Annotated in this window: 18 protein-coding genes; 17 read left to right on the top strand and 1 reads right to left on the bottom strand. The window is 26.5% G+C overall.

The genetic code is table 11. From position 1 onward, the window contains the following. Positions 1-72: 72 nt before the first annotated feature. The 15 genes from ribD to ATCC9714_RS10100 all read left to right on the top strand — a co-directional run bounded on the left by ribD (position 73) and on the right by ATCC9714_RS10100 (position 20,237). Positions 73-1,170 (top strand): bifunctional diaminohydroxyphosphoribosylaminopyrimidine deaminase/5-amino-6-(5-phosphoribosylamino)uracil reductase RibD, encoded by a 1,098-nt coding sequence (gene ribD, locus ATCC9714_RS10170; protein WP_054630455.1) that lies wholly within the window; start codon positions 73-75, stop codon positions 1,168-1,170. Beyond that, positions 1,171-1,827 carry a riboflavin synthase gene (locus ATCC9714_RS10165; protein WP_057545195.1) on the top strand — a complete coding sequence of 219 codons (657 nt, stop codon included), beginning with the start codon at positions 1,171-1,173 and terminating at the stop codon, positions 1,825-1,827. A gap of 32 nt (positions 1,828-1,859) precedes the next feature. Next, positions 1,860-3,056 carry a bifunctional 3,4-dihydroxy-2-butanone-4-phosphate synthase/GTP cyclohydrolase II gene (locus ATCC9714_RS10160; RefSeq protein ID WP_054630457.1) on the top strand — a complete coding sequence of 399 codons (1,197 nt, stop codon included), beginning with the start codon at positions 1,860-1,862 and terminating at the stop codon, positions 3,054-3,056. A 26-nt stretch (positions 3,057-3,082) separates the two neighbouring features. Then, positions 3,083-3,544, top strand: coding sequence for a 6,7-dimethyl-8-ribityllumazine synthase (ribH, locus tag ATCC9714_RS10155; protein ID WP_057545194.1), 462 nt, complete (start codon positions 3,083-3,085; stop codon positions 3,542-3,544). Positions 3,545-3,718: 174 nt separating this feature from the next. Further along, complete coding sequence (locus ATCC9714_RS10150) at positions 3,719-4,234, top strand: superoxide dismutase family protein (RefSeq protein WP_021125648.1); 516 nt, start codon at positions 3,719-3,721, stop codon at positions 4,232-4,234. 130 nt (positions 4,235-4,364) lie between these two features. Next, positions 4,365-4,847 (top strand): prolyl-tRNA synthetase associated domain-containing protein, encoded by a 483-nt coding sequence (locus ATCC9714_RS10145; RefSeq protein ID WP_057545193.1) that lies wholly within the window; start codon positions 4,365-4,367, stop codon positions 4,845-4,847. 42 nt (positions 4,848-4,889) lie between these two features. Continuing rightward, the gene (locus tag ATCC9714_RS10140) at positions 4,890-5,783 is read left to right on the top strand and encodes an SPL family radical SAM protein (RefSeq protein ID WP_057545192.1); all 894 of its coding nucleotides are present in this window, start codon (positions 4,890-4,892) and stop codon (positions 5,781-5,783) included. Between the two features lie 30 nt (positions 5,784-5,813). Further along, positions 5,814-6,287 carry a methylated-DNA--[protein]-cysteine S-methyltransferase gene (locus ATCC9714_RS10135; RefSeq protein WP_021125644.1) on the top strand — a complete coding sequence of 158 codons (474 nt, stop codon included), beginning with the start codon at positions 5,814-5,816 and terminating at the stop codon, positions 6,285-6,287. 244 nt (positions 6,288-6,531) lie between these two features. Continuing rightward, positions 6,532-6,912, top strand: a complete 381-nt coding sequence (locus tag ATCC9714_RS10130) for a MerR family transcriptional regulator (protein ID WP_057545191.1) — start codon at positions 6,532-6,534, stop codon at positions 6,910-6,912. Positions 6,913-6,935: 23 nt separating this feature from the next. Next, positions 6,936-8,693, top strand: coding sequence for a 1-deoxy-D-xylulose-5-phosphate synthase (locus ATCC9714_RS10125; protein ID WP_057545190.1), 1,758 nt, complete (start codon positions 6,936-6,938; stop codon positions 8,691-8,693). Positions 8,694-9,061: 368 nt separating this feature from the next. Beyond that, positions 9,062-11,062: a tetratricopeptide repeat-containing diguanylate cyclase gene (locus ATCC9714_RS10120; protein WP_057545189.1), complete on the top strand. Its 2,001-nt coding sequence runs from the start codon at positions 9,062-9,064 to the stop codon at positions 11,060-11,062. A gap of 370 nt (positions 11,063-11,432) precedes the next feature. Next, complete coding sequence (locus tag ATCC9714_RS10115) at positions 11,433-16,406, top strand: immunoglobulin-like domain-containing protein (protein WP_057545188.1); 4,974 nt, start codon at positions 11,433-11,435, stop codon at positions 16,404-16,406. Positions 16,407-16,752: 346 nt separating this feature from the next. After that, entirely contained in the window at positions 16,753-17,736 is a 984-nt protein-coding gene (locus tag ATCC9714_RS10110) for an ornithine cyclodeaminase family protein (RefSeq protein ID WP_055328433.1), read from the top strand. 29 nt (positions 17,737-17,765) lie between these two features. After that, on the top strand, positions 17,766-19,421 hold the full coding sequence (ilvD, locus tag ATCC9714_RS10105; RefSeq protein WP_057545187.1) for a dihydroxy-acid dehydratase: 1,656 nt from the start codon (positions 17,766-17,768) through the stop codon (positions 19,419-19,421). An 18-nt stretch (positions 19,422-19,439) separates the two neighbouring features. Further along, positions 19,440-20,237 carry a TrmB family transcriptional regulator gene (locus ATCC9714_RS10100; RefSeq protein ID WP_021129538.1) on the top strand — a complete coding sequence of 266 codons (798 nt, stop codon included), beginning with the start codon at positions 19,440-19,442 and terminating at the stop codon, positions 20,235-20,237. Positions 20,238-20,324: 87 nt separating this feature from the next. Here ATCC9714_RS10100 and ATCC9714_RS10095 read toward each other — a convergent pair whose 3' ends face one another. Next, on the bottom strand, positions 20,325-20,588 hold the full coding sequence (locus ATCC9714_RS10095) for a hypothetical protein (protein ID WP_021125623.1): 264 nt from the start codon (positions 20,586-20,588) through the stop codon (positions 20,325-20,327). Between the two features lie 319 nt (positions 20,589-20,907). On the opposite strand from ATCC9714_RS10095, the gene ATCC9714_RS10090 reads away from it, so the two are divergent. Then, a complete protein-coding gene (locus tag ATCC9714_RS10090) occupies positions 20,908-21,378 on the top strand; it encodes a PASTA domain-containing protein (protein WP_057545186.1) in 471 nt (156 codons plus the stop codon). Positions 21,379-21,775: 397 nt separating this feature from the next. Next, positions 21,776-22,504 (top strand): PASTA domain-containing protein, encoded by a 729-nt coding sequence (locus ATCC9714_RS10085; protein WP_021125620.1) that lies wholly within the window; start codon positions 21,776-21,778, stop codon positions 22,502-22,504. Positions 22,505-22,588 lie beyond the last annotated feature (84 nt).

The raw sequence follows: 22,588 nt of genomic DNA, 5'->3' as shown, positions 1-22,588 counted from the left end.
AACATAAAGCCCTGGGTGTTTTTACTCAGGGCTTTATTTATTAAAAGACTTAAAAGTCAGAGGGTGAAAAAAGTGGATAAACATTACATGAAAATAGCATTAGATTTAGCAAAACTGGGAAAAGGAAAAGCAAATCCAAATCCATTAGTTGGGGCTGTAATTGTGAAAGATAAAAAAATTATAGCTAAAGGCTATCATGAAAAATATGGAGAAGATCATGCTGAAGTAAATGCATTTAAAAATGCAAAGGAAAATGTAGCTGGAGCAACTATGTATGTAACTTTAGAACCATGTTCTCATTATGGGAAAACCCCACCTTGTGTTGACAAGATAATAGACAAAAAAATTTCTAGAGTTGTTATTGGAATGATGGATCCTAATAAATTGGTATCAGGTCAAGGTATAAAGAAATTACATGATGCAGGAATTGAGGTAGAAGTAGGGGTACTTGAAGAGGAATGTAAAAAATTAAATGAAGTATTTATTAAATACATCAAAAACAAAAAGCCATTTGTTGTATTAAAAACTGCTATGTCATTAGATGGAAAAATATCTACGGCTTCAGGAGAATCAAAGTGGATTACTGGAAATAAATCAAGAAGTGAAGTACATAAATTAAGAAATGATTTGTCAGCTATTATGGTTGGAGTAGATACTGTGATAATAGATAATCCTCATCTAACTTGTAGAATTGTAGATGGTAGAAATCCAATAAGAATAATTGTAGATAGTAAACTTAGAATTCCTAAAGATTCAAATGTATTAGAAAATACAAATGATATAAAAACTATAATTGCTACTACAGAAAAAGCACCAAAAGAAAAAATAGATTATTTAGAAAATCTAGGAGTATGGGTTATAAAAACTAAATCAACATATGAAAAGGTAAATTTAAAAGAATTGATGATTAAACTAGGTGAATTAAAGATTGACAGTATTCTTTTAGAAGGAGGATCAATGCTAAATTACTCAGCCTTAGAAGTAGGAATTGTTGATAAGGTTTTAATTTACATAGCCCCAAAAATTATCGGAGGAGTAAATTCAAAAACTCCAGTAGGGGGAAATGGAATAGCACAATTAAAGGATGCTTTTAAAATTAAAGATTTAAATATATCAATGGTCTCAGAGGATATTTTAATTCAAGGATACATAGGAAGTGAGGAAAACTAGATGTTTACAGGAATAGTTGAGGAAATAGGAGTTATTAAGGGAATTAAAAAAGGGGAGAAATCCTCAAAGTTGTTTATAAAAGCAAATAAGGTTTTAAATCAAATGAATGTAGGAGATAGTATTGCTACAAATGGAGTATGTCTTACTGTAACTGATTTAAACAATGATAGTTTTGAGGCGGATGTTATGGCAGAAACCTTGAGAAGAAGTAACCTTGAAAGCTTTAATATAGGAAGTGAAGTTAATTTAGAAAGAGCCTTAAGCTTAGAAAAAAGATTAGGTGGACATATAGTTAGCGGTCATATAGATGGTATAGGGACTATTACATCATTTATAAAAGAGGACAATGCTATATGGATTACTGTAAAAGCTTCAATGAATATTTTAAAATACATAGTACATAAAGGTTCAATTACTATAGATGGAATAAGTTTAACAGTGGCTTATGTAGATGATAGTTGTTTTAAAGTTTCTATAATACCTCATACAGCAAGAGAGACAACGTTATTAAATAAGAAAGTAGGAAATACAGTAAATCTTGAATGTGACTTGATCGGTAAATATATAGAAAAATTATTGATATTAAATATAGATAAAAAGGACAACCATAGAAATTCAATAAGTGAAGAGTTTTTAAGCAAAAATGGTTTTTTATAAAAACATGAAACTAATAATAAGGAGAAAAGAAAATGTTTAAATTTAATACTATTGAAGAAGCTTTAGAAGATATAAAAGAAGGAAAAATAGTTATAGTTGTTGATGATGAAGATAGAGAAAATGAAGGAGACTTATTAATGTCTGCTGAATGTGTAACACCGGAAGCTATTAACTTTATGGCTACTTATGGAAGAGGGCTTATATGTATGCCAATAGATGAAAAAAAGGCAAAAGTTTTAAATTTACATCCTATGGTAGAAAATAATACTGACAACCATGAAACCGCTTTTACAGTTTCTATTGACCACATTGATACCACTACTGGTATTTCTGCATATGAAAGAGCATTTACAATCCAAAAGGTACTAAAAGATAGCAATCCATTAGATTTTAGAAGACCAGGACACATCTTCCCCCTTATAGCTAAATCTGGTGGAGTATTAAAAAGAGTTGGACATACAGAGGCAGCTATAGATCTATCAAGACTTGCAGGATTAGAACCAGCAGGTGTTATTTGTGAAATTATGAGTAAAGATGGAACTATGGCGAGAACAACTGAGTTAATGGAGTTTGCAAAAAAACATAATCTTAAGATAATAACTATAGCTGATTTAGTTGACTATAGAAGAACACGTGAGAACCTAGTTGAACGAGTTGTAGAAGTTAATATGCCAACAAAGTATGGAGATTTTAAGATGTATGGGTTTATAAATAAATTAAATGGAGAACACCATGTAGCCTTAGTTAAAGGTGAAATAGACGAAAATGAACCAGTACTTGTAAGAGTTCATTCAGAATGTCTAACAGGAGATGCTTTGGGATCTTTAAGATGTGATTGTGGAGACCAATATGATGCTGCAATGAAAAAAATAGCTAAAGAAGGAAACGGAATTCTTCTCTATATGAGACAAGAAGGAAGAGGAATTGGACTTATAAATAAGTTAAAAGCTTATGCACTTCAAGACCAAGGGTATGACACAGTGGAAGCTAATCTTATGCTAGGGTTTCCAGCAGATATTAGGGATTATGGAATTGGAGCCCAAATACTTAAAAATCTAGGGGTTAGGACACTAAGACTTATGACAAATAATCCTAGAAAGCTTAATGGGCTAAGAGGTTATGATATTGAAATAGTGGAAAGAATTCCAATTCAAATGAATCATAATGAAAAAAATGAGTTTTATTTAAAGACTAAACAAGATAAATTACATCATATGCTTAACTATTAAAATTAATATAAATGGAGGGCTTTAAAATGGGAGTAATAGAAGGAAAATTAGTAGCAGAAGGTATTAAGATAGGTATAGTAGTAGGTAGATTTAATGAATTTATAGTTTCAAAATTATTAGGGGGAGCACTTGATGGATTAAAAAGACATGGAGTAGATGAAAATAATATAGATGTAGCTTGGGTACCAGGAGCCTTTGAAATTCCATTAATCGCAAAGAAAATGGCTAAAAATGAAGAGTATGATGCAATAATATGCTTAGGTGCAGTTATTAAAGGATCAACACCACATTTTGATTATGTATGTGCAGAAGCATCAAAGGGAATTGCTTCAGTTTCTTTATCTAGTGAAAAACCTGTTATATTTGGAGTATTAACAACGGATACAATTGAACAAGCTATTGAAAGAGCTGGAACAAAAGCTGGAAATAAAGGTTATGATGCTGCTGTGACTGCTATTGAAATGGCAAATTTATTAAAACAATTTTAATATTTTACTAAAAGAATTAGAAAAGATTATTTGAATGAATAAAAATAAAAAAGCGTATTAACAAACTTGTTAATACGCTTTTTTTATTACAAAATATTGCAAATGATAACATTTTTGAATTTCAAATCATAATATATATAGCTATATAAACTCAATATTATAAGGAGGTACATTATGGATAATTCTTGCAAAAAATATGATATTAATAAGATGTTTTCTAACTATAATCCATCTAAACCAGATGCATACGCTAAGATAAAAGGAGGGCCTTTGGCTCCCTGTATAAAGGGAATAATATATTTATATCAGCTAGAAGAAGGAGTATACTTAAAAGCTTATATAACAGGAATTCCTAATATAAATAATCAAAAAAGTTCTTTCCATGGACTCCATATTCATGAGGTTGGAGATTGTACTGTAGGGAATGAAAGCGATCCATTTACGGCTGCAAAATCTCACTATAACCCAACTAATGAAGAACATCCTATGCATGCAGGAGATTTACCGCCAATTTTGTCTGCTGATGGGATAGGTATACTTTCTACATTTACAAATAGATTTACTGTAAATGAAATTATAGGAAAATCCTTTATACTTCATAAAGGATATGATGATTTTACAACACAACCTGCGGGAAATGCAGGATCTAGATTGGCTTGTGGAGTTATTACTGCATATTCTAGACAATAAATAAATTAATGAAGTTCATATTGTATAAATATAAAAAACTCATATCAAATAGATATGAGTTTTTTATAACTTTAATAGAAATAAAAAATATGTAATAATATACTTATATTTATACAACAGGGGGAAAAGGATGAAAAAAGAAATATATGCAAAACTAAATGAATTACAAATAAAATATAAAGTCTTAGAACATGATGAAGTATTTACAGCAGATGAGTTTTATAGCGTAACTAAAGATATGCCAGGACATCATTGTAAAAATTTATTTTTAAAGAACTCTAATAAAAGCCAGAACTACTTAGTAGTAGTAAAGCACGATAAATCAGTTGATTTAAAAAATATAAGAACTCAAATAGGGAGTACTAGGCTTTCTTTTGATTCACCAGAAAAATTATATGAGCTTATGAAGGTAACTCCTGGAAGTGTAAATCCTTTTAGTATTATAAATGACAAAAATAGCGAAGTGGAAGTATTAATAGATAGTGATTTACTAGATGGTCAAAATCTTAACTTTCATCCAGCTATAAATACAGAAACTTTTAATATATCCGGTGATGACTTTGATAGGTTTTTAAATAATATTAAAAATAAGGTAATTAAAGTAAATATATAAATAGAGCTAATTTAAAAATCCAAGTTGAAAGGATTAATATGTATGGAGTATATACCAACAAAAACCATTGTATCTAGCTATAAAGAAAATCCTAACTGGTTTGGAATAAACTATAATATGAACATATATAAAGGCTGTTGCCATGGATGTATATATTGTGATTCTAGAAGTAATTGTTATCAAATTATAGATTTTGATAGAGTTAGAATTAAAGAAAATTCAATTGAAATAATAAAAAAGGATTTAGTATCAAAGAGAAAAAAAGGTGTAGTGGGAACAGGAGCTATGAGTGATCCATATAATCCTTTTGAAAAGAAGTATCTTTTAACAAGACAAGCTCTAAAATTAGTAGATGAATATAAATTTGGAATATCAATTGCAACTAAAAGTGACTTAATAGTTAGAGATATAGATATATTAAAAAGTATCCAAAAACACTCTCCAACTTTAATCAAAATTACAATAACTACATTTGATGATGAACTTTGTAAAAAAGTTGAGCCAAATGTATCTACAACATCTGATAGGTTTAAGACTTTAAAAAAATTATCAGATAATAATATATACTGTGGTGTATTGTTAATGCCAATATTACCATTTATAAATGATACTGAGGAAAATATAAAAAATATTATAAAAAGAGCTTATGAATGTGGAGCTAAATTTGTTTTTACTTATGGACTAGGAGTTACATTAAGAACTAATCAGAGAGAATATTATTTAGAGCAGTTAAGAAAAATATTTCCAAATAAAATGTTAGATAAAAAATATGTAAAAACTTATGGAGAACAGTATGAAAATAGTTCTCTAAATTCAGAGTATTTATGGAAAGTATTCAAAAAAGAGTGCGATAGATATAGTTTACTATATAACATGAAAGACATTATAAATGACTATAAAAGTCAATATGAAAGTAATCAAATAACTTGGTTTTAATAATTTACTTTTATCTAAGGAGGAATTTAAATGATACAAAAGTACTATTATTACTACGATTCACCTATAGGAATACTAGAAATAGGTACAACAGAAGATGAACTAATTTCAATTTTGTATGTAGATGAAAAAAGAAAAAATACAGAACAACCAGAGATTTTAAAAGAAACTATAAAGCAGATACAAGAATATTTTAATGGAACTAGAAAAGAATTCGATATAAAATTTAAACTAAAAGGAACAGAGTTTCAGGAAAAAGTTTGGAATGAATTAACAGATATTCCTTATGGAGATACTGTATCTTATAAATATATAGCAACAAAAATAGGAAATGAGAAAGCTGTAAGAGCAGTTGGAAATACTAATGGTAGAAATATTATAAATATAGTTGTTCCTTGTCATAGGGTTATTGGAGCTAATAAAAGTCTTACAGGTTATGGAGGAGGACTAGATAAAAAATCATGGCTTTTAAAACATGAAGAAAAGTTTTCAAAAGCTAAATAATAAAAATAGATAACATTCATTATTTGGCTTATCAAATATCCCACCTCGTGTTTTACGAGGTGGGATAGCTATCAAATCTAATTAAAAGTAAACCATATATAAAACATATCAAAAAACTAATTAAAAATTAATTCACAAAAACATAATTTACATAAATTAAAAAAAGTATTGACTTGGAGTTAACTCCAAGGAATATCCTATAAGTGTAGAAGATATTAGCTATAATATTTGGAGGTTTCATGATATGACAATTACACAAGTAAGTGAAATGTTTGGTCTTTCACAGGACACATTACGTTACTATGAACGTATTGGACTTATTCCTAGCATAAATCGTAGCAAAGGCGGTAAGAGAGATTATACAGAAGAAGACTGTAGGTGGATAGAATTTATAAAATGCATGAGAAATGCAGGTCTTTCAATAGATGTATTAATAAATTATGTTACGCTTTTTAAGCGAGGGGATGAAACTATTGAAGCTAGAAAAGAAATATTAATTGAACAACGTAAAGTTTTAATAGAAAAAATGGAGGATATGAAACAAACTATAGAACGTTTAGATTTTAAAATAGAAAGATATGAAAATGATATGGTAACAAAAGAAAATGAACTAATAAAAAAATAATTACAACTAGGAGGAAATTTAATATGTCATTAAATATTTTAAATAAGATAAATAATCCAAAAGATTTAAAAATACTTACAATAGATGAATTGAACTTATTATCTAGTGAGATAAGAGATGTACTAATTAAAAAAGTAAGTACAACAGGAGGTCACTTTGGGCCTAACTTAGGTATGGTAGAAGCAACAATTGCACTTCATTATGTATTTAATTCACCAATAGATAAGTTTGTATATGATGTTTCGCATCAATCATATACACATAAAATGCTAACAGGAAGAAAAGAAGCATTTATAAATCCTAATAAATACACAGATGTTACAGGGTATACTTCATCTAAAGAAAGTGAACATGATTTCTTTACAGTGGGACATACATCAACTTCAGTTAGTTTAGCCTGTGGGTTAGCTAAAGGACGTGATGTAAAAAATGGAAAGGAAAATATAATTGCAGTTATAGGTGATGGTTCTTTAAGTGGCGGAGAAGCATATGAAGGATTAAATAATGCAGCTGAATCTGGAAAAAATATAATAATTTTAGTAAATGATAATGATATGTCTATAGCAGAAAACCATGGAGGGCTTTATAAAAACCTAGCTTTACTTCGTGAAACTGAAGGAAAGTCAGAAAATAACTTCTTTAAATCACTAGGATTTGACTACTATTTTGTTAAAGATGGAAATGATATTGAGTCATTAATAGAGACATTTAAAGAAGTTAAAGATACAGACCATCCAGTAGTAGTGCATATGCGTACTGTTAAAGGTAAAGGTTATAAGGATGCAGAAGAAAATAAAGAAGCATTCCACTGGGTAATGCCATTTGATTTAGAAACTAAAGAATCTAAATTTAAATTTGATGATAAATCTTATTCAGATATAGCTGGAGAATTTTTAGTAGAAAAAGCTAAAAAAGATAGTAGTATTGTAGCAATAACAGCTGCTACTCCAAGTATAGTTGGTTTAAATCCATTTAGAAGTGAGTTTAAAGACAGATATGTAGATGTTGGTATAGCTGAAGAACATGCAATAGCACTTGCATCAGGTATAGCAAAACGAGGTGGCAAGCCAGTAGCATCATTTTTAAGTTCATTTATACAAAGAACATATGATCAATTATCTCAAGACCTTGCTATAAATAATAACCCAGCACTTATTATGGTTTATTGGGGAGGAATAAGTGACAGTGATATAACTCACCTAGGTTTATTTGATATACCATTAATATCTAATATACCAAATATTGTATATTTGGCACCAACTACCAAAGAAGAGTATCTTGCTATGATGGAATGGGGTATAGAGCAAGATAAATATCCAGTGGCTATACGTGTTCCAAATATGAATGTGGTATCAACTGGAGTTAAAATTGAACCTAATTTTGATGATTTAAACAAATATGAAAAGGTTGAAGATGGAAGTGAAGTAGCAATAATTGGACTTGGATCTTTTTATCATCTAGGTAAGCGAGTTCAAGAGAGATTAAAAGAAGTAACAGGAATAAATGCAACATTAATAAATCCTAGATTTATAACTGGAGTAGATGAAGAATTATTAAATGATTTATTATCTAATCATAAGGTTGTAATTACGTTAGAAGATGGAATTCTTGATGGAGGATTTGGAGAAAAGATTTCAAGATTCTATTCAGATAAAGATATTAAGGTTTTAAACTTTGGAGCCAAAAAAGAATTTACAGATAGTATATCTTTAGATGAATTATATGAGCGCTATCATCTAAAAGAAGATTTAATAATATCAGATATACAAAATATACTTTAGTAAATTATAATTTAAACTTTATCTTAAAGTAATACAAATTAGTTAAAAAGCTGATTACTATTAAATATAGTAGTCAGCTTTTTTAATTAGAAAAAGTTATGTATCAAAATTTCTATCATCATGTATTTTGAATTCGTATCTTTTTAAAATTTTATTAAACTGGATTAACTATTTTTATATTTATAAATGGATCAACTTATTTTAAAGAATAATAGTTATAAAGTACAAGATAGGTAGAGCTATACTGGTTTGTATGATATTATTTAATATAAATAATCATAATATGATAAAAAATATGAAAATTCACAAAAGTATACAAGCTTATTTTTATATAAATTAAAAATATAATATCAAAAGGGGACATTAATATGATTAGAATAAAAAACTTAAATAAAAAAAGAAAAACCATTCTATTTTTTATGAGTATTATTTTTACTATATATTTTTTTAATTTATACAATAAATCAAAATTTAAAAAGGATGAAATTTTATACAAAGAAAACATTGTGATGGAAATAGAAAAAACATACAATAATCAAAGTTTTGATAAAAAGAATATTGGAGAAATTACTAAACTTATTAACAAAACAGACAAGGATACACAGTATTATTTTATATTAGGATATATAGATTATATTAATAAAGACTATAAAAGTGCGTCTAAAAATTTTGAACAAGCTAAGAATAAAATTTTAGAAACAAATTCAAGTTTCATAAAGATATATACATATATTTTATTGAATAAATCACTTATACATGAAAATAAGTATGATGATTTAATTGAAAATTGTAAAATGGCTTTTAAACAAATAGGAAGGGATAAAAAATATAAAAATGATAACAAAATAATATGGGATAATATAAGCACATTAATCAAGAATAAAGATACAATAAATTCAAGTATTAATATTTTAAATACATATTTGCAAGAAACTAGAGATTTAAATGATGAATGTAAAATTAATTTAATTAGAAATCTAGGTTTTTTATATAGCCTAGATTATAGATATTCAGAATCAATATATCAATACTTACATTTAATAAAAATATTGGATTCAAATAAAAATATAAGGAATGTAAATATACATAAATCAAAAGTTTTTACAAATATAGGAGATATAAACTATATTTTAGAAGATTACCAAATGGCTATACAATATTATGATAAGGCAATTGGACTAGAAATAGAGAATAAAACTGAAAATGCTATGACTAAATCGATGGCATATATAAATAAGATAAGTTCATATATAGAAATTAATAAGTATGATGAAGCTATAAATCTTTCTAAAAAGATTTATAGCTTATTAGATTATATAGATAAAGACTCAAGGGATGATATTGAAATGCTTATCTATAATAATTTAGCTTTAGCATATATCTATAAACATGATTTTAAAAAGGCACAACAACTTTTAAATAGAAGTTTAGAGTTATTAAAAAATGATAAAATCGAATTTTCTTTAAATAAAGAAGTATTTATAAATATTTCTTATGCAGAATTTTATAAAGAACAAAAGAAATATGATAAATCACTAGATATATTTAATTATACCTTACAACAATCAATCCAAAATGGACTAGGTTTAGAAATGCATATATATAAATCTATTATAGAAATATATAAAAATAAAAATGATTTAGATAATTATATTAAATATAATAAAGCTCTAATGGATGAAAGAGATAAACTTGAAATTCAATTTAAAAAAGATTATATGAAATATGCAACTCAATTATATGAAAGAGATGAACTAAAAAGTAAAGAACAACAGCGTAAAATTAATATGTTAATTTTAATATTTAGTATCATTATATTGCTACTAATTTTAATCTCGAGAATGAAGGTTATAAAGCTTCTTAAAAAGTCAAATTTTATTGATGGAATGACTAACTTATACAATAGAAAATATTTAGATTATTATATAGAAAAAAACAAGAAAAATTTTGATCATAAAAAAGTATCTATAATATTAATTGATATTGACTATTTTAAAAAATATAATGACAATTATGGGCATATTAAAGGTGATGAAATAATAAAAGAAGTTTCAAACTCTTTAAAAAACAGTATTAAAGATCAAGGTATAGTTATAAGATATGGTGGAGAAGAGATGGTTTTAATTTTACCAGAAGTATCGATTGATAATGCAAAAGTTATAGCTGAAAAGATACAAGAAAGTATAAGGGGAAAGCAAATAGAACATAAATACTCAGAGATTTGCGATATATTAACAGTTAGTATTGGTATATATACAAATGAATTTTCTCAAAATGAAGGAATATATAAAATGATAGATAATGCAGATAAGGCACTTTATAGTGCTAAAAACAAGGGTAGAAATAGATATGAGGTATTTTATTATTGATAATATAAATAGGTGGAATAGATAATGACTGTAAAAATAAAAAGTATCGTTAGACACGATACTTTTTATTTTTTTATTAATTTATATAAAATTACATAAGATCAATGGAAAAAGTAAAGAAAATTAAAAAAGAGACGATTATAGTAAAGAGTTAAAATTAGGAAATTTTTTTGTTTTTTATTCGTTAACTAAATAAAATAAGTTTTTGCAAACTTATTATTGATAAAGTCAAATATTTAAAATATTAAAGATACATATAACAAAATAAATAAAATTAAATTGACTAGATTTTACAACTGAATTTTTAAAATAGTAATTTAAATGAGACATAATACAATAAAAAAAGTAAATACATAGAGGAGTATGTAAGATGAACAAAAGGAAAATTATTTTAGTAATAGCAGGGACTTTATCAATTCAAACTATATTTGTAGAAAGCGCATTTGCAAATAATACAGATAAAAATAAATTATATAGTAGTGACATAATGAAATTTGAAGATAAGAAAATTGCTTTAAATAATACAGATAAAAACAAAAATATAATACCTTGGGATAAAGAAGAATTAAATATACGAGGTCTAGGAAACTATAGTATAGCTAAGTTTAGATATGATCCAAATACTAAAAAAATTAAAATATTTTGGACAGATAAAAATAAATCAGCTCAAGTTCACTATTATTTTAAAGATAAAACATTTTTATCAGTAGAGGTATTAAGAGGAGATAAAGAAAAGTTTAAGGAAGATATAAAAGGCAATGATACTTTCCTAGAAGCAAATAATAAATTAGCTAAAATAGAAGATTTAAAAATAGAAGAAGGAGATACTCTAGTATTTAATTCATCAGGGTCAGAATTTGGAAGATTTAGCTCAAAAAGCTTTGGTAAAATGACATCAAGCAAAAATAGATTTGTTATAACTAATGAAGGATTAAATTTAGAGTCAGTAAATAGAAACTTATCAAAAGAAGCTATTTTTATTTATAATAATGATAACATTCCTTTAAATATAATTACTTTCGATACTTCAAAGAATACTTTAATTTCAAAATCAGAATCTAATGAAAGATACAATAAAAATGATAATGAATATTTCAGGTTAAAGATTATTAGAAACAACTCTGTAGTAAATGAGATTATAATAAATGGATCAGATACTGGAAATAGTGCTAATGATAAATTAAATAATCTGAAATTTGAAAATGGTGACGAGGTACACTTTGAAAATAGTACTAAAAATAATTTTATAAAATCTATTTCATCTGGAATTACTAGTAAATACAAAATTATAGATGGAAATCTAAACCCTATAATAGGAACTGTTCCAGAAATTAAAGCTAAAGATATGACTTTAAATATGAATGATTCATTTGATCCAATGAGTGGAGTTAATGCAATAGATAAAGAAGAAGGAAATATAACTAGTAAAGTAAAGGTTGAATTTGATAATGTAGATATTAAAAATCCAGGAACTTACTATATTCAATATAGTGTAATAGATAAGGATGGAAATTTAAACTTAATAACTAGAAAAGTTGATGTTAAATCTAATTTAGAATTAGTTAAAAAACTTAAAATAGGAGTTTATGGTGATTTTTCTAATATGAAAAATATTGGTTTAAATAGAGGGAATTACCACGGAAGGGAGCCTCTTGGATTTATTCTTCCTAAGAATACGAAAATAGAGGTAAGACAAGTTAATAAAGATTATGATAAGGATTTAATGTTAGATTTATTAAATGACGATTCAGAAACAGAGAATAATATAACGATACCTAAAAATGGTGATTGGGTAAGTATTGAAAATAAATATGAATCAGTTCCGTTTATAAGGAAAGTTTCTAGTAGTATATCTCCTGAAGTAGAATATAAAGTAGATGGAAAAGTTATTAAATTACCTATATATAAAGAACATGATGATGAAAATAGATTTTTTAAGGAGTGGATTTTAAGTAATACAAATTTTGCTTTTATCGAAAATAATAAGGTTCAAATGTTAGTTCCTAAAACTAGTAAATATACATTGAAAAATATGAGCGATTTTAAAAACATAGATGAATTATTAAAATTTTATACTAACATGCTTAATAAATATGATTATTTATTAGGTCTAGATAAAAATGCACAAAATCCAATAAATCGAAATATAGATACTCAATACTTTGTAAAAGCTAATAAGCATGGTGCCGGAGCAGCTTATTATACTAATACTCATACGGCACTAAATGGAGACAATATTGATGCTTATTTAAGTAAAGGATGGTTACCACTACATGAATTAGCGCATGGATATGAATATAACATAAAGGATAGAGGCGTATATTTAGTTGATGTATTTAACAACATACTAGCTCATTTCTATCAAAGAACATATGTAAATGGAGATGAAGGATGGTTATTTAATGGAAAAAGGAATGAAGTAGATACGGTATTAAAAAATATTCGTAAATCAGGAAGTTATAATGATGCTTCATATCAAGGTAAACTAGGAATGTTTGTTTATTTAGTTGAATTTATAGGAGAAGATAAATTTGGAGATTTCAACAAACTATATAGGCAAGAGTATGCTAAAGGTAATTTAGCAAATAAAAATGCTGGAGATGTATTTAATGAATTATTCTCTAAAGCAACAGGATATAATTTCAATAATTACTTTGATGATTATAAAATTAAAAATAGTGAAGATAGTATAGTAACAAGTGAAAAATATTCAAGATATAAAAATGTATTTATACTTAATGATATAATAAAAGATGAAAATAAAGCAGAGCAAATAAGAAAAGAAAATAATTTAAAATCTATATATTCGATAATATCAACAGAAAGCATTTTAAAAACAAAGGTTAATTTAGAAAAAGGTAATTTAGAAATTAATTTTGATAATAAAGATAATTTAGATGGAGAAACAGTTTACTTAAAAGATGGAGATAGAATAATTGATAAGCTAACTATAGATAAAGATAAAAAGACTATTTTTAAAAATATAATACCAGGTAGATATTGTGTTAGTTTAAATAATAAAAATAAAGAATTTAACAAGTATACAGATATAAACTTTATAGATGTATATAGAGGGAATAATACATTGGGTATGAAGTCTCCATACTCAAGTAATGAAAGTTTAAATTTATTTAATCAAAAAATAAGCTTACTAGGATTAGGAAATTCTGAATTTGCCAATATAAAAACAGATTTAGAAAAAAATAGATTAAAAATATCAACATTAGGAAATGAACCACATAGCTACTTTAATAATGCTTATGCAGAAATTGAAGTATTAAATGAAAACAATGTTTCGATTTATAAAAAGGACTATATAGGCAATAAGAAAACAAATAAAGCTGAAGAAATAGTTGATATTAAACCAGGATATAAGATAAAAATATACCATAGTGAACCTAATGGGAGGTTAAAACTATTTGATTCAGATGGAACGGAAAACTTAGATTACAAACCTAGTGAAAAAACTAGTTTATTTGTAATAACAGATAAAGGCCTAGAAGGTCTAAATGTTAATTCAAATAAACGATTAGAAAAATCAATAGAAATTTATGCTGAAAATTTAAGAAATGAATTAAAAGATAATGTTGAAAATTATGATCTTTATAGAAATAATAGAACTGTTTTAAAAGATGCTATAAAGAAGTTGCCAAAGGATAGACAACAATATTTTTTAGAAAAATATAAGGATATATTAAATTATGGAAAAAAAGAGGTAAACAATATACCTAATATTAAAGCAAAAGATAAAGAAGTAAACTTAGGAGATAAATTTGATCCTTTAGAAACAGTAAGTGCAAAAGATAAAGAAGATGGAGATTTAACAAATAAGATTAAAGTAATAAAAAATGAAGTAGATATAAATAAGCCGGGCAAGTATGAAGTAATCTATGCAGTTTCTGATAAAGAAGGAAATAAAGTGACAAAGAGTATATTTGTAACTGTAAAAGAAATTATTACAAATAATATACCAAATATTGAAGTAAATAATAGAGAAGTAATAGTTGGAGAAAACTTCAATCCTTTAGAAACAGTAAGTGCAACGGATAAAGAAGATGGAGATTTAACAAATAAGGTTAAAGTAATAAAAAATGAAGTAGATATAAATAAGCCAGGGAAGTATGAAGTAATCTATGAAGTTTCTGATAAAGATGGGAATAAAGCAACAAAAAAAATATTTGTAACTGTAAAAGAAAACGAATCAAATGAAAATAGTGCTCCGATAATAGAAGCAAATAACAGAGAAATAAATATAGGTAATAATTTTGACCCTTTAGAAATGGTGTATGCAATAGATAAAGAAGATGGAGATTTAACAAAGAATATCAAAGTAATAAAAAATGAAGTAGATATAAATAAACAAGGAAAATATGAAGTTTTATATGAAGTAGCTGATAAGGATGGGAATAAAACGACAAAGGCAATATTTGTTAATGTTAAGCCAAAGGAAGAAGCTATAAACAATACACCAGTTATTGAAGCAAGTGATAGAGACATAAATGAAGAAGACAACTTTAATATTTTAGAAAAAATAACGGCTACAGATAAAGAAGATGGAGATTTAACAAAGAATATCAAAGTAATAAAAAATGATGTAAATGTAAATAAACCAGGGAAGTATGAAGTTACATACGAGGTATCCGACAAGGAAGGAAATAAGGCAACAAAAACAATATTTGTAAATGTTAAACCAAAAGAAAAAGAAGAAAATATAAATAATAGCATACCAAATATTGAAGCAAATGATAGATCAATTAGTTTAGGTGATAATTTCAATCCTTTAGAATTTTTAGTAGCGACAGATAAAGAAGATGGAGATTTAACAAATAAGATTAAAGTAATAAAAAATGAAGTAGATTCAAATCAACCAGGCAAGTATAAAGTTACATATGAGGTAGCTGACAAGGATGGAAATAAAGCAACAAAGACAATAAATGTAAATGTTAAACCTAAAGAATCAAATATAGATAAAATTCCATCTAAAGACAGTACAGATTCAAATGCAAAGGAAGAGGAAAATATAAATACGTTAGAAAAAGTAGAGCCAACAGATAAAAAAACTGAGAAATTACCTGTTGAAGAAGTGCCTAAAGATATAAAAGAAGACCAAAAGGATTTAGAAAATAAAAGCTTAGGTAACTATAAGTCATCTAACAATAAAAACAATGAAACAAATAGTTCTAGTAAAACTGAAAGCAAAGATGCTAATAGTGATGATAGCAAGCAAAAAACAAATAATTTTTTAAACCCTTTAACTAAAGATAAAGGTATTTTAGGTTATATTGGGATAGGTTTAGTTTCAATAGCGGGACTATATTTAAATTTTAGAAAAAGTAAAAAATAAAAATAAAAAGGAAATAACTTACTAATAAGTTATTTCCTTTTTTATCACATACGAATAATAAATTAAGACTTTAGACGAATTTTTAGAAAATATTACTTATTTTTTTATTATTTATAGGTATTTTAAAATGTATGTACTCATTAGTAACCACTGATATTAGGATAGATAAAAATTTTTACAACTCAATATTAAGTAATAAGCGAAGCTTAGAAAATAAAAAGTATTTAAAATAAAAAATAAAATCTATTGAAAATTATGGGAAAAGAAATATAATAGTTACTAAAGGGGTATACTAAAAAATCATTATTGATAAAAAATTAACTAAAAATAATAAGAGGTGGATAATATGTTGTTATTAAGTAAAAGTGATATAAAAAAGGTTTTCACTATGAGGGATGCTATAGAGGCTGATAAAGAGGCTTTTAAGATTTATACTGAAGGGAAAAGTGTAGTTCCATTAAGAACAAATATACCAGCACCAAAAGAAGAAGGCTCAATGTTATTTATGCCTGGATATATTGAAGATTTAGATTGTGCAGGAGTAAAAATAGTATCAGTATTCCCAAATAATATAAAGAAGGGAAAACCAGTAACACCTGCAACTGTATTATTAATGGATGGAATAACTGGAGAAGTAAGTGCAATTTTAGATGGTACATACATTACTCAACTTCGTACAGGAGCAGCATCAGGGGCAGCAATTGATGTTCTTGCAAGAAAAGATGCTAAAAAAGGAGCTTTAATAGGAACTGGAGGTCAAGCAGCATCTCAATTAGAAGCAATGATTGAAGCTAGAAATCTTGAAGAAGTATACATATATGATATAGATTTAGATAGAACAAATAAATTTGTTAACCAAATGCAAGAAGAATTAAGCAATTATAATACTAAATTTAAAGCAGCAAAATCATCAGATGAAGCAATAGAAGATGCTGATGTAATAATTACAGTTACAACATCAAAGAAACCAGTATTTGATGGGAATAAAGTAAAAAAAGGGGCTACAATAAGTGCAGTAGGTTCATATCTACCAGTTATGCAAGAATTAGATCCAGTTGCCTTAACTCGTGCTAGTAAGATATTCTTTGAATCAACAGATGCTGTATTATCAGAATCAGGAGATATTTTAAATCCATTAGAAAATGGAACAATAACTAAAGACGATTTTAGTGGAGAATTAGGGCAAGTAATAAATAATGAAATTTTGGGAAGAGAAAATGATGAAGAAATTATAGTATTTAAAACTGTGGGAATAGCTGTACAAGATGTAGTTACTGCAAAGAAAATTTATGATAAGGCAATTGAAAAGAACGTAGGAACACAGTGGTAAGAAAAATATTAATTTAGGGGGAATTAATAATGAAAAACATAGATGATAGAACTTATTGGAATGCTCCAAATGGAGCTCATAGACGTGTTATGTACAAAGGAGCAGGTTTTAATGATAAGGATATAAAAACTAAGTTTCATATAGGTATTGCCAATGCTTTTATGGAAGGTTCACCAGGTTCTGCTCATTTAAGAACTATAACAGAATCAATTAAACAAGGGGTATGGGAAGCTGGTGGTATGCCTATAGAATTTGGAATACCATGTACCTGTGGAAATGTAAGTAATGGAGCAGAAGAGTTAAAGTACGAATTAGTAGGAAGAGATATTGTGTCAATGTCTATAGAGTTTGTAACCCAAGTACATCACTTTGATGCATTGATACTAGTTGCATCTTGTGATAATATTATAGCCGGTACATACCTTGCAGCAGCAAGATTAGATTTACCAACACTTGTTGTAACTGGAGGCCCAATGATGCCAGGAGTTTATAAAGGTAAAAAAGTACTTGCTCCAGATGTAGATATAGCTATATTAGCAGGAGATAATAAAGATCTATCAGATATGGAAGAATGTGTTTGCCCAAGTTTTGGAGCTTGTTCAGTAATGGGAACAGCAAATACTATGCAAATACTAGGAGAGACATTAAATCTTGTTCTTCCTGGAACAGCGACTATACCGGCTGCAGATTTAATAAAATTAAGATCAGCTAGAGATGCAGGAAGATATATAATAGAATTAATAAACAAAGGGCTTACTCCAAGTAAATTAATAACTAAGGAAACTCTTTTAAATACAATAATGGTTGATATGGCTATAGGTGGGTCAACTAATGCTGTACTTCATATTTTATCCATTGCAAGAGATTTGGATATAGATATTACATTAGATGACTTTGACAGATTAAGTGAAGAAATAAAATGTATATGCGGAGTTAGACCAAGTGGACCATATAATGTTGTAGACCTTCATGACGAGGGTGGAGTGCCTGCAGTTATGAAAATGTTAGAAAAAAAGTTAAACAAAAATGTTTTAACTATTTTAGGGAACACATGGGAAGATATATTAAAAAATATAGAAGTAGAATCTAGTGATGTTTTAAGACCTTTAGAAAATCCTCTACATAAAGATTCAGGACTTAAAGTATTAAAAGGAAATCTTGCACCAAAAGGAGCTATAATAAGACCCAGTGGAGTATATGAAGAGATGAAATACTTCAGAGGAGTAGCAAAAGTATTTTCAAATGACTTTGAAGCTTTAAAAGCTATTCAAGATGGAAAAATAGTTGCAGGGGATGTTATTGTTATTCGCTACGAAGGATGTAAAGGTGCACCTGGAATGAAAGAAGTTATGTTATCAACAGATGCTTTAGTTGCATTTGGATTAGATAAAAGTGTTGGGTTAGTAACAGATGCAAGATTTTCAGGCTTTAATTATGGGGCAATAGTAGGACATGTCTGCCCAGAAGCTTATGATGGAGGACCTATAGCATTGGTTGAAAATGGTGATATGATAGTTGTCGATGTGAAAAATGGTATAATTGAAGTAGAAATATCGGATGAAGAACTAGATAAAAGATATAAAAATTGGGTTAGACCTGAACCTAAAGTAAAAAAAGGTGTATTAGCTGTGTATGCAAGCACATGTAGAACTGCTGATGAAGGTGGAGCAATGCAAACATGGTAAAATTAATGGAGAATTAATATGCAACAAAAAATAAATTTATTAAATAAAATTGGTCTCACAGATTCTGAGGCAAAAGTATATTTGGCATTAGTACAAAATGGTAGCTTATCTGGGTATGAAGCTAGTAAAATGTCTTTAGTGCCAAGATCTAAAATTTATAATGTGTTAGAAAGTTTAGTTAGTAAGGGATTTATAATTTTTACTGAAAATTCAAATAGCAATACTTATGCAGCTATAAATATTGAAGAAGTAAGTAAAAACATAAAATATGAAATGAATAACACCTTGGATAAAATAGAAGAAGAATTAAAAGAATTTGAAATCAAAACAGATTTAGAATATATCTGGCATATAAAAGAATATAAAAATGTATTTGCAAAATGTAGAAATATTATAAAAAATACAAAGAAAGAATTATACTTGCAAATATGGGAAGAAGATTTTTTAGAAATTATTGAGGAAGTAAAAGAACTTGAAGAATCAGGTGTTAATATAGGTACTATTTTATATAGTAACTCAGAAGAAATTAAAGTTCCATTAAAGTCATACTATAGACATGGTCTTGCATCAGAAAAGTATAAAGAGATGGGTGGAAGATGGATAACGGTAGTGTCAGACTCAAGGGAAGTTGTATTTGGTCAAATAATAAATAAAAATTCAGTAGAAGTTATTTGGACAGAAAGTAAACCCATGATATTTATGGCAAAAGAATATGTAAAACATGATATGTATTTCTATAAAAGTGTAGATATGTTTAAAGAAAGCATGCAAAAAGAACTTGGGAAAGAATATTATAAAATTAGAGATATATTTTAATTAATAAAGAATCTCCTGTATTTCAATACAGGAGATTCTTTATTTAAAAACATACTTATATAAAAATTTAATAAATCTATTTTATTACTAAGCTATATTAAATAAACAAACAATAAATCCTATTACAGAAATTAATAAATATAAAGAATCAGAAGCTTTTTTTGTATTGTTTTTAGAATTTTGAATTACTACATATAAATTAGTACATCCAATTATAAGGAAACCTAAAGCTCCAAAGTAATTACTCCCACCGAATAAGTTTATCAATAAAAATATTATGCCAAGAAAAGATGCCACTCCAGATATAAATTGATAATTTAGATATTTTGATTTATAATAATTATCTTTCAAAAAATCATCTCCTTCATAGTTGTAGATAAATTATACAATTTTATAAAAGTAAAGACAACATTTAGAGTAGTAGTTAGAAACTTAAAAATTTTTATGAAATTAACTTTTAAAATAGGATATAAAATCTCTAGTAGCTGTAAATATATTAAAACAATTAAATCTAATCAAAATATAACTAAAGTTTTATATAAAAGGTAACGATAACATTGAGTAGGGAGTATATTCAATTATGCTATTAAAAAACAGTAAAATTCTATAAATTAATATAATTTAAATAGGATTTTAAATATGAATCAAAGATATATAGAGAGGCAAAGACATGAAGAAATTATTAATTACAAGTATTGCAGTAGTATTTATAAGTATAGTGTTTACAATGGGATTTGTAGTTATGAAACTAAACAATTATAACTTATTTGAAATTGAACTGCCAAAAATAGCATTTCACTTTGACAAAAAAGAAAAAAAACATAAACCTAAAGAAGTTAAGAAAGAAGAAAATAAAGCTAAGGTAGAGAAAGTGGTAGTTAAAGAAAAAAGCAATAATGAAATAGAGTATATAAATGGAAAAGTACCAGATTTTAAAGGTCATAAGCAAACAGAAGTATATGAATTTGCACAAGAACATGGAGTGAAATACGAGCTAGGGCCAGCAATTATAACATCAGATTATAATTTAAAAGGAACAGTTGCTAAACAATCAGTTGAGCCAGGTAAGAGTATGACAAAAAATGAAATTTTAAAAATAAGTATATATGTATTCGATACAAATTATAACTCTAATAATTAAAAAATTAATTTTATAATGGAGATTTTATAAAAAAATAATTAAAATATAGTGTTGATAATATTATATTTTATTATTTTAAAAAAAATTGGGTATATATATATAATATTGTTAAAAATATAGTACGAATAAAAAATAAAATCTATAGTTATATCTAAAAAGATTTAATTTTAGTATAATATATATTAGCTTAAATAAAGAAGCATTTATATATACTTAAATCTCTGTATGTAGACTGTTATAAAAATAGTATTAGATAGTAGCCTTAAATTTTATTTAAATTCTATGGCTAAATAATATATACGTGACAATAATCTAAACAGTTATAAAAGCTTATATAGTCAAAAATACTTTATTAAGGTTTGAATATATATAAACTAAGATATAGAAAGGTATTTATATGAGGAGAGTATTAATTATAAGCGCTATAGTTGGAATTATAAGTATAGTATTCATATTAGGTTTAATATTAGGCAAATTTAGTAATACTAAAGTCATTAAAACCGATGAAAAAAATATAAAATCGAAGATTGAAAATAGATCTAAAGAAAATATAAAAAGTGATGATTATGAACATATTAAAATTCCTGATTTTAAAGGATTCTACCAATCAGATGTAAATGAATTTGCTAAAAATAATGATATAAAATATGAATTAGGGGAAAATGTATCGACATCGAAATATCAATTGAAAGGTTTAGTTGCAAGCCAGTCAATCAAGCCAGGTAAACAAATTTCAAAAGATGAAATACTAAAAATAAATTTATATAATTTCGATAAAAACTATAACATTATTAAAGAATCGGATACATGCTATGATATCCATAGCAATTTAATTCAAAATAAAAAATTAAGAAAAGGTGAAACATTAAACAAGTCTTATTATCAATCTATGATTTATGATGCTCAGTGTGTTGGGACAATAGAGGAAAGTTATAGTATTGCTGATACTATACTAAATCAAATGTGGAAAGATTTAAAAATCTCATTATCTCCAGGACAATTTGAGGCATTGAGAGAATCACAAAGAAACTGGGTACAAGAAAAAGAAAAAACTGAGGATATGAAGATAAAAACTATGATGACAATAGAAAGATGTAATTATTTATTAAGTACTTATTATAGATAATGTAAATCAAAAATTACGTCGATAATGAATAGTTCATATAAGGAGAGAGTTTTATATTTTTAGTAATTTAAATAAATATTTGAA

Origin of the sequence: Paraclostridium sordellii (assembly GCF_000953675.1) — a bacterium.
GTDB classification, from domain to species: Bacteria; Bacillota; Clostridia; order Peptostreptococcales; family Peptostreptococcaceae; genus Paraclostridium; species Paraclostridium sordellii.
Note: the sequence above shows the minus strand (reverse complement) of the source record. Positions and strands in the feature narration are given on the sequence as shown.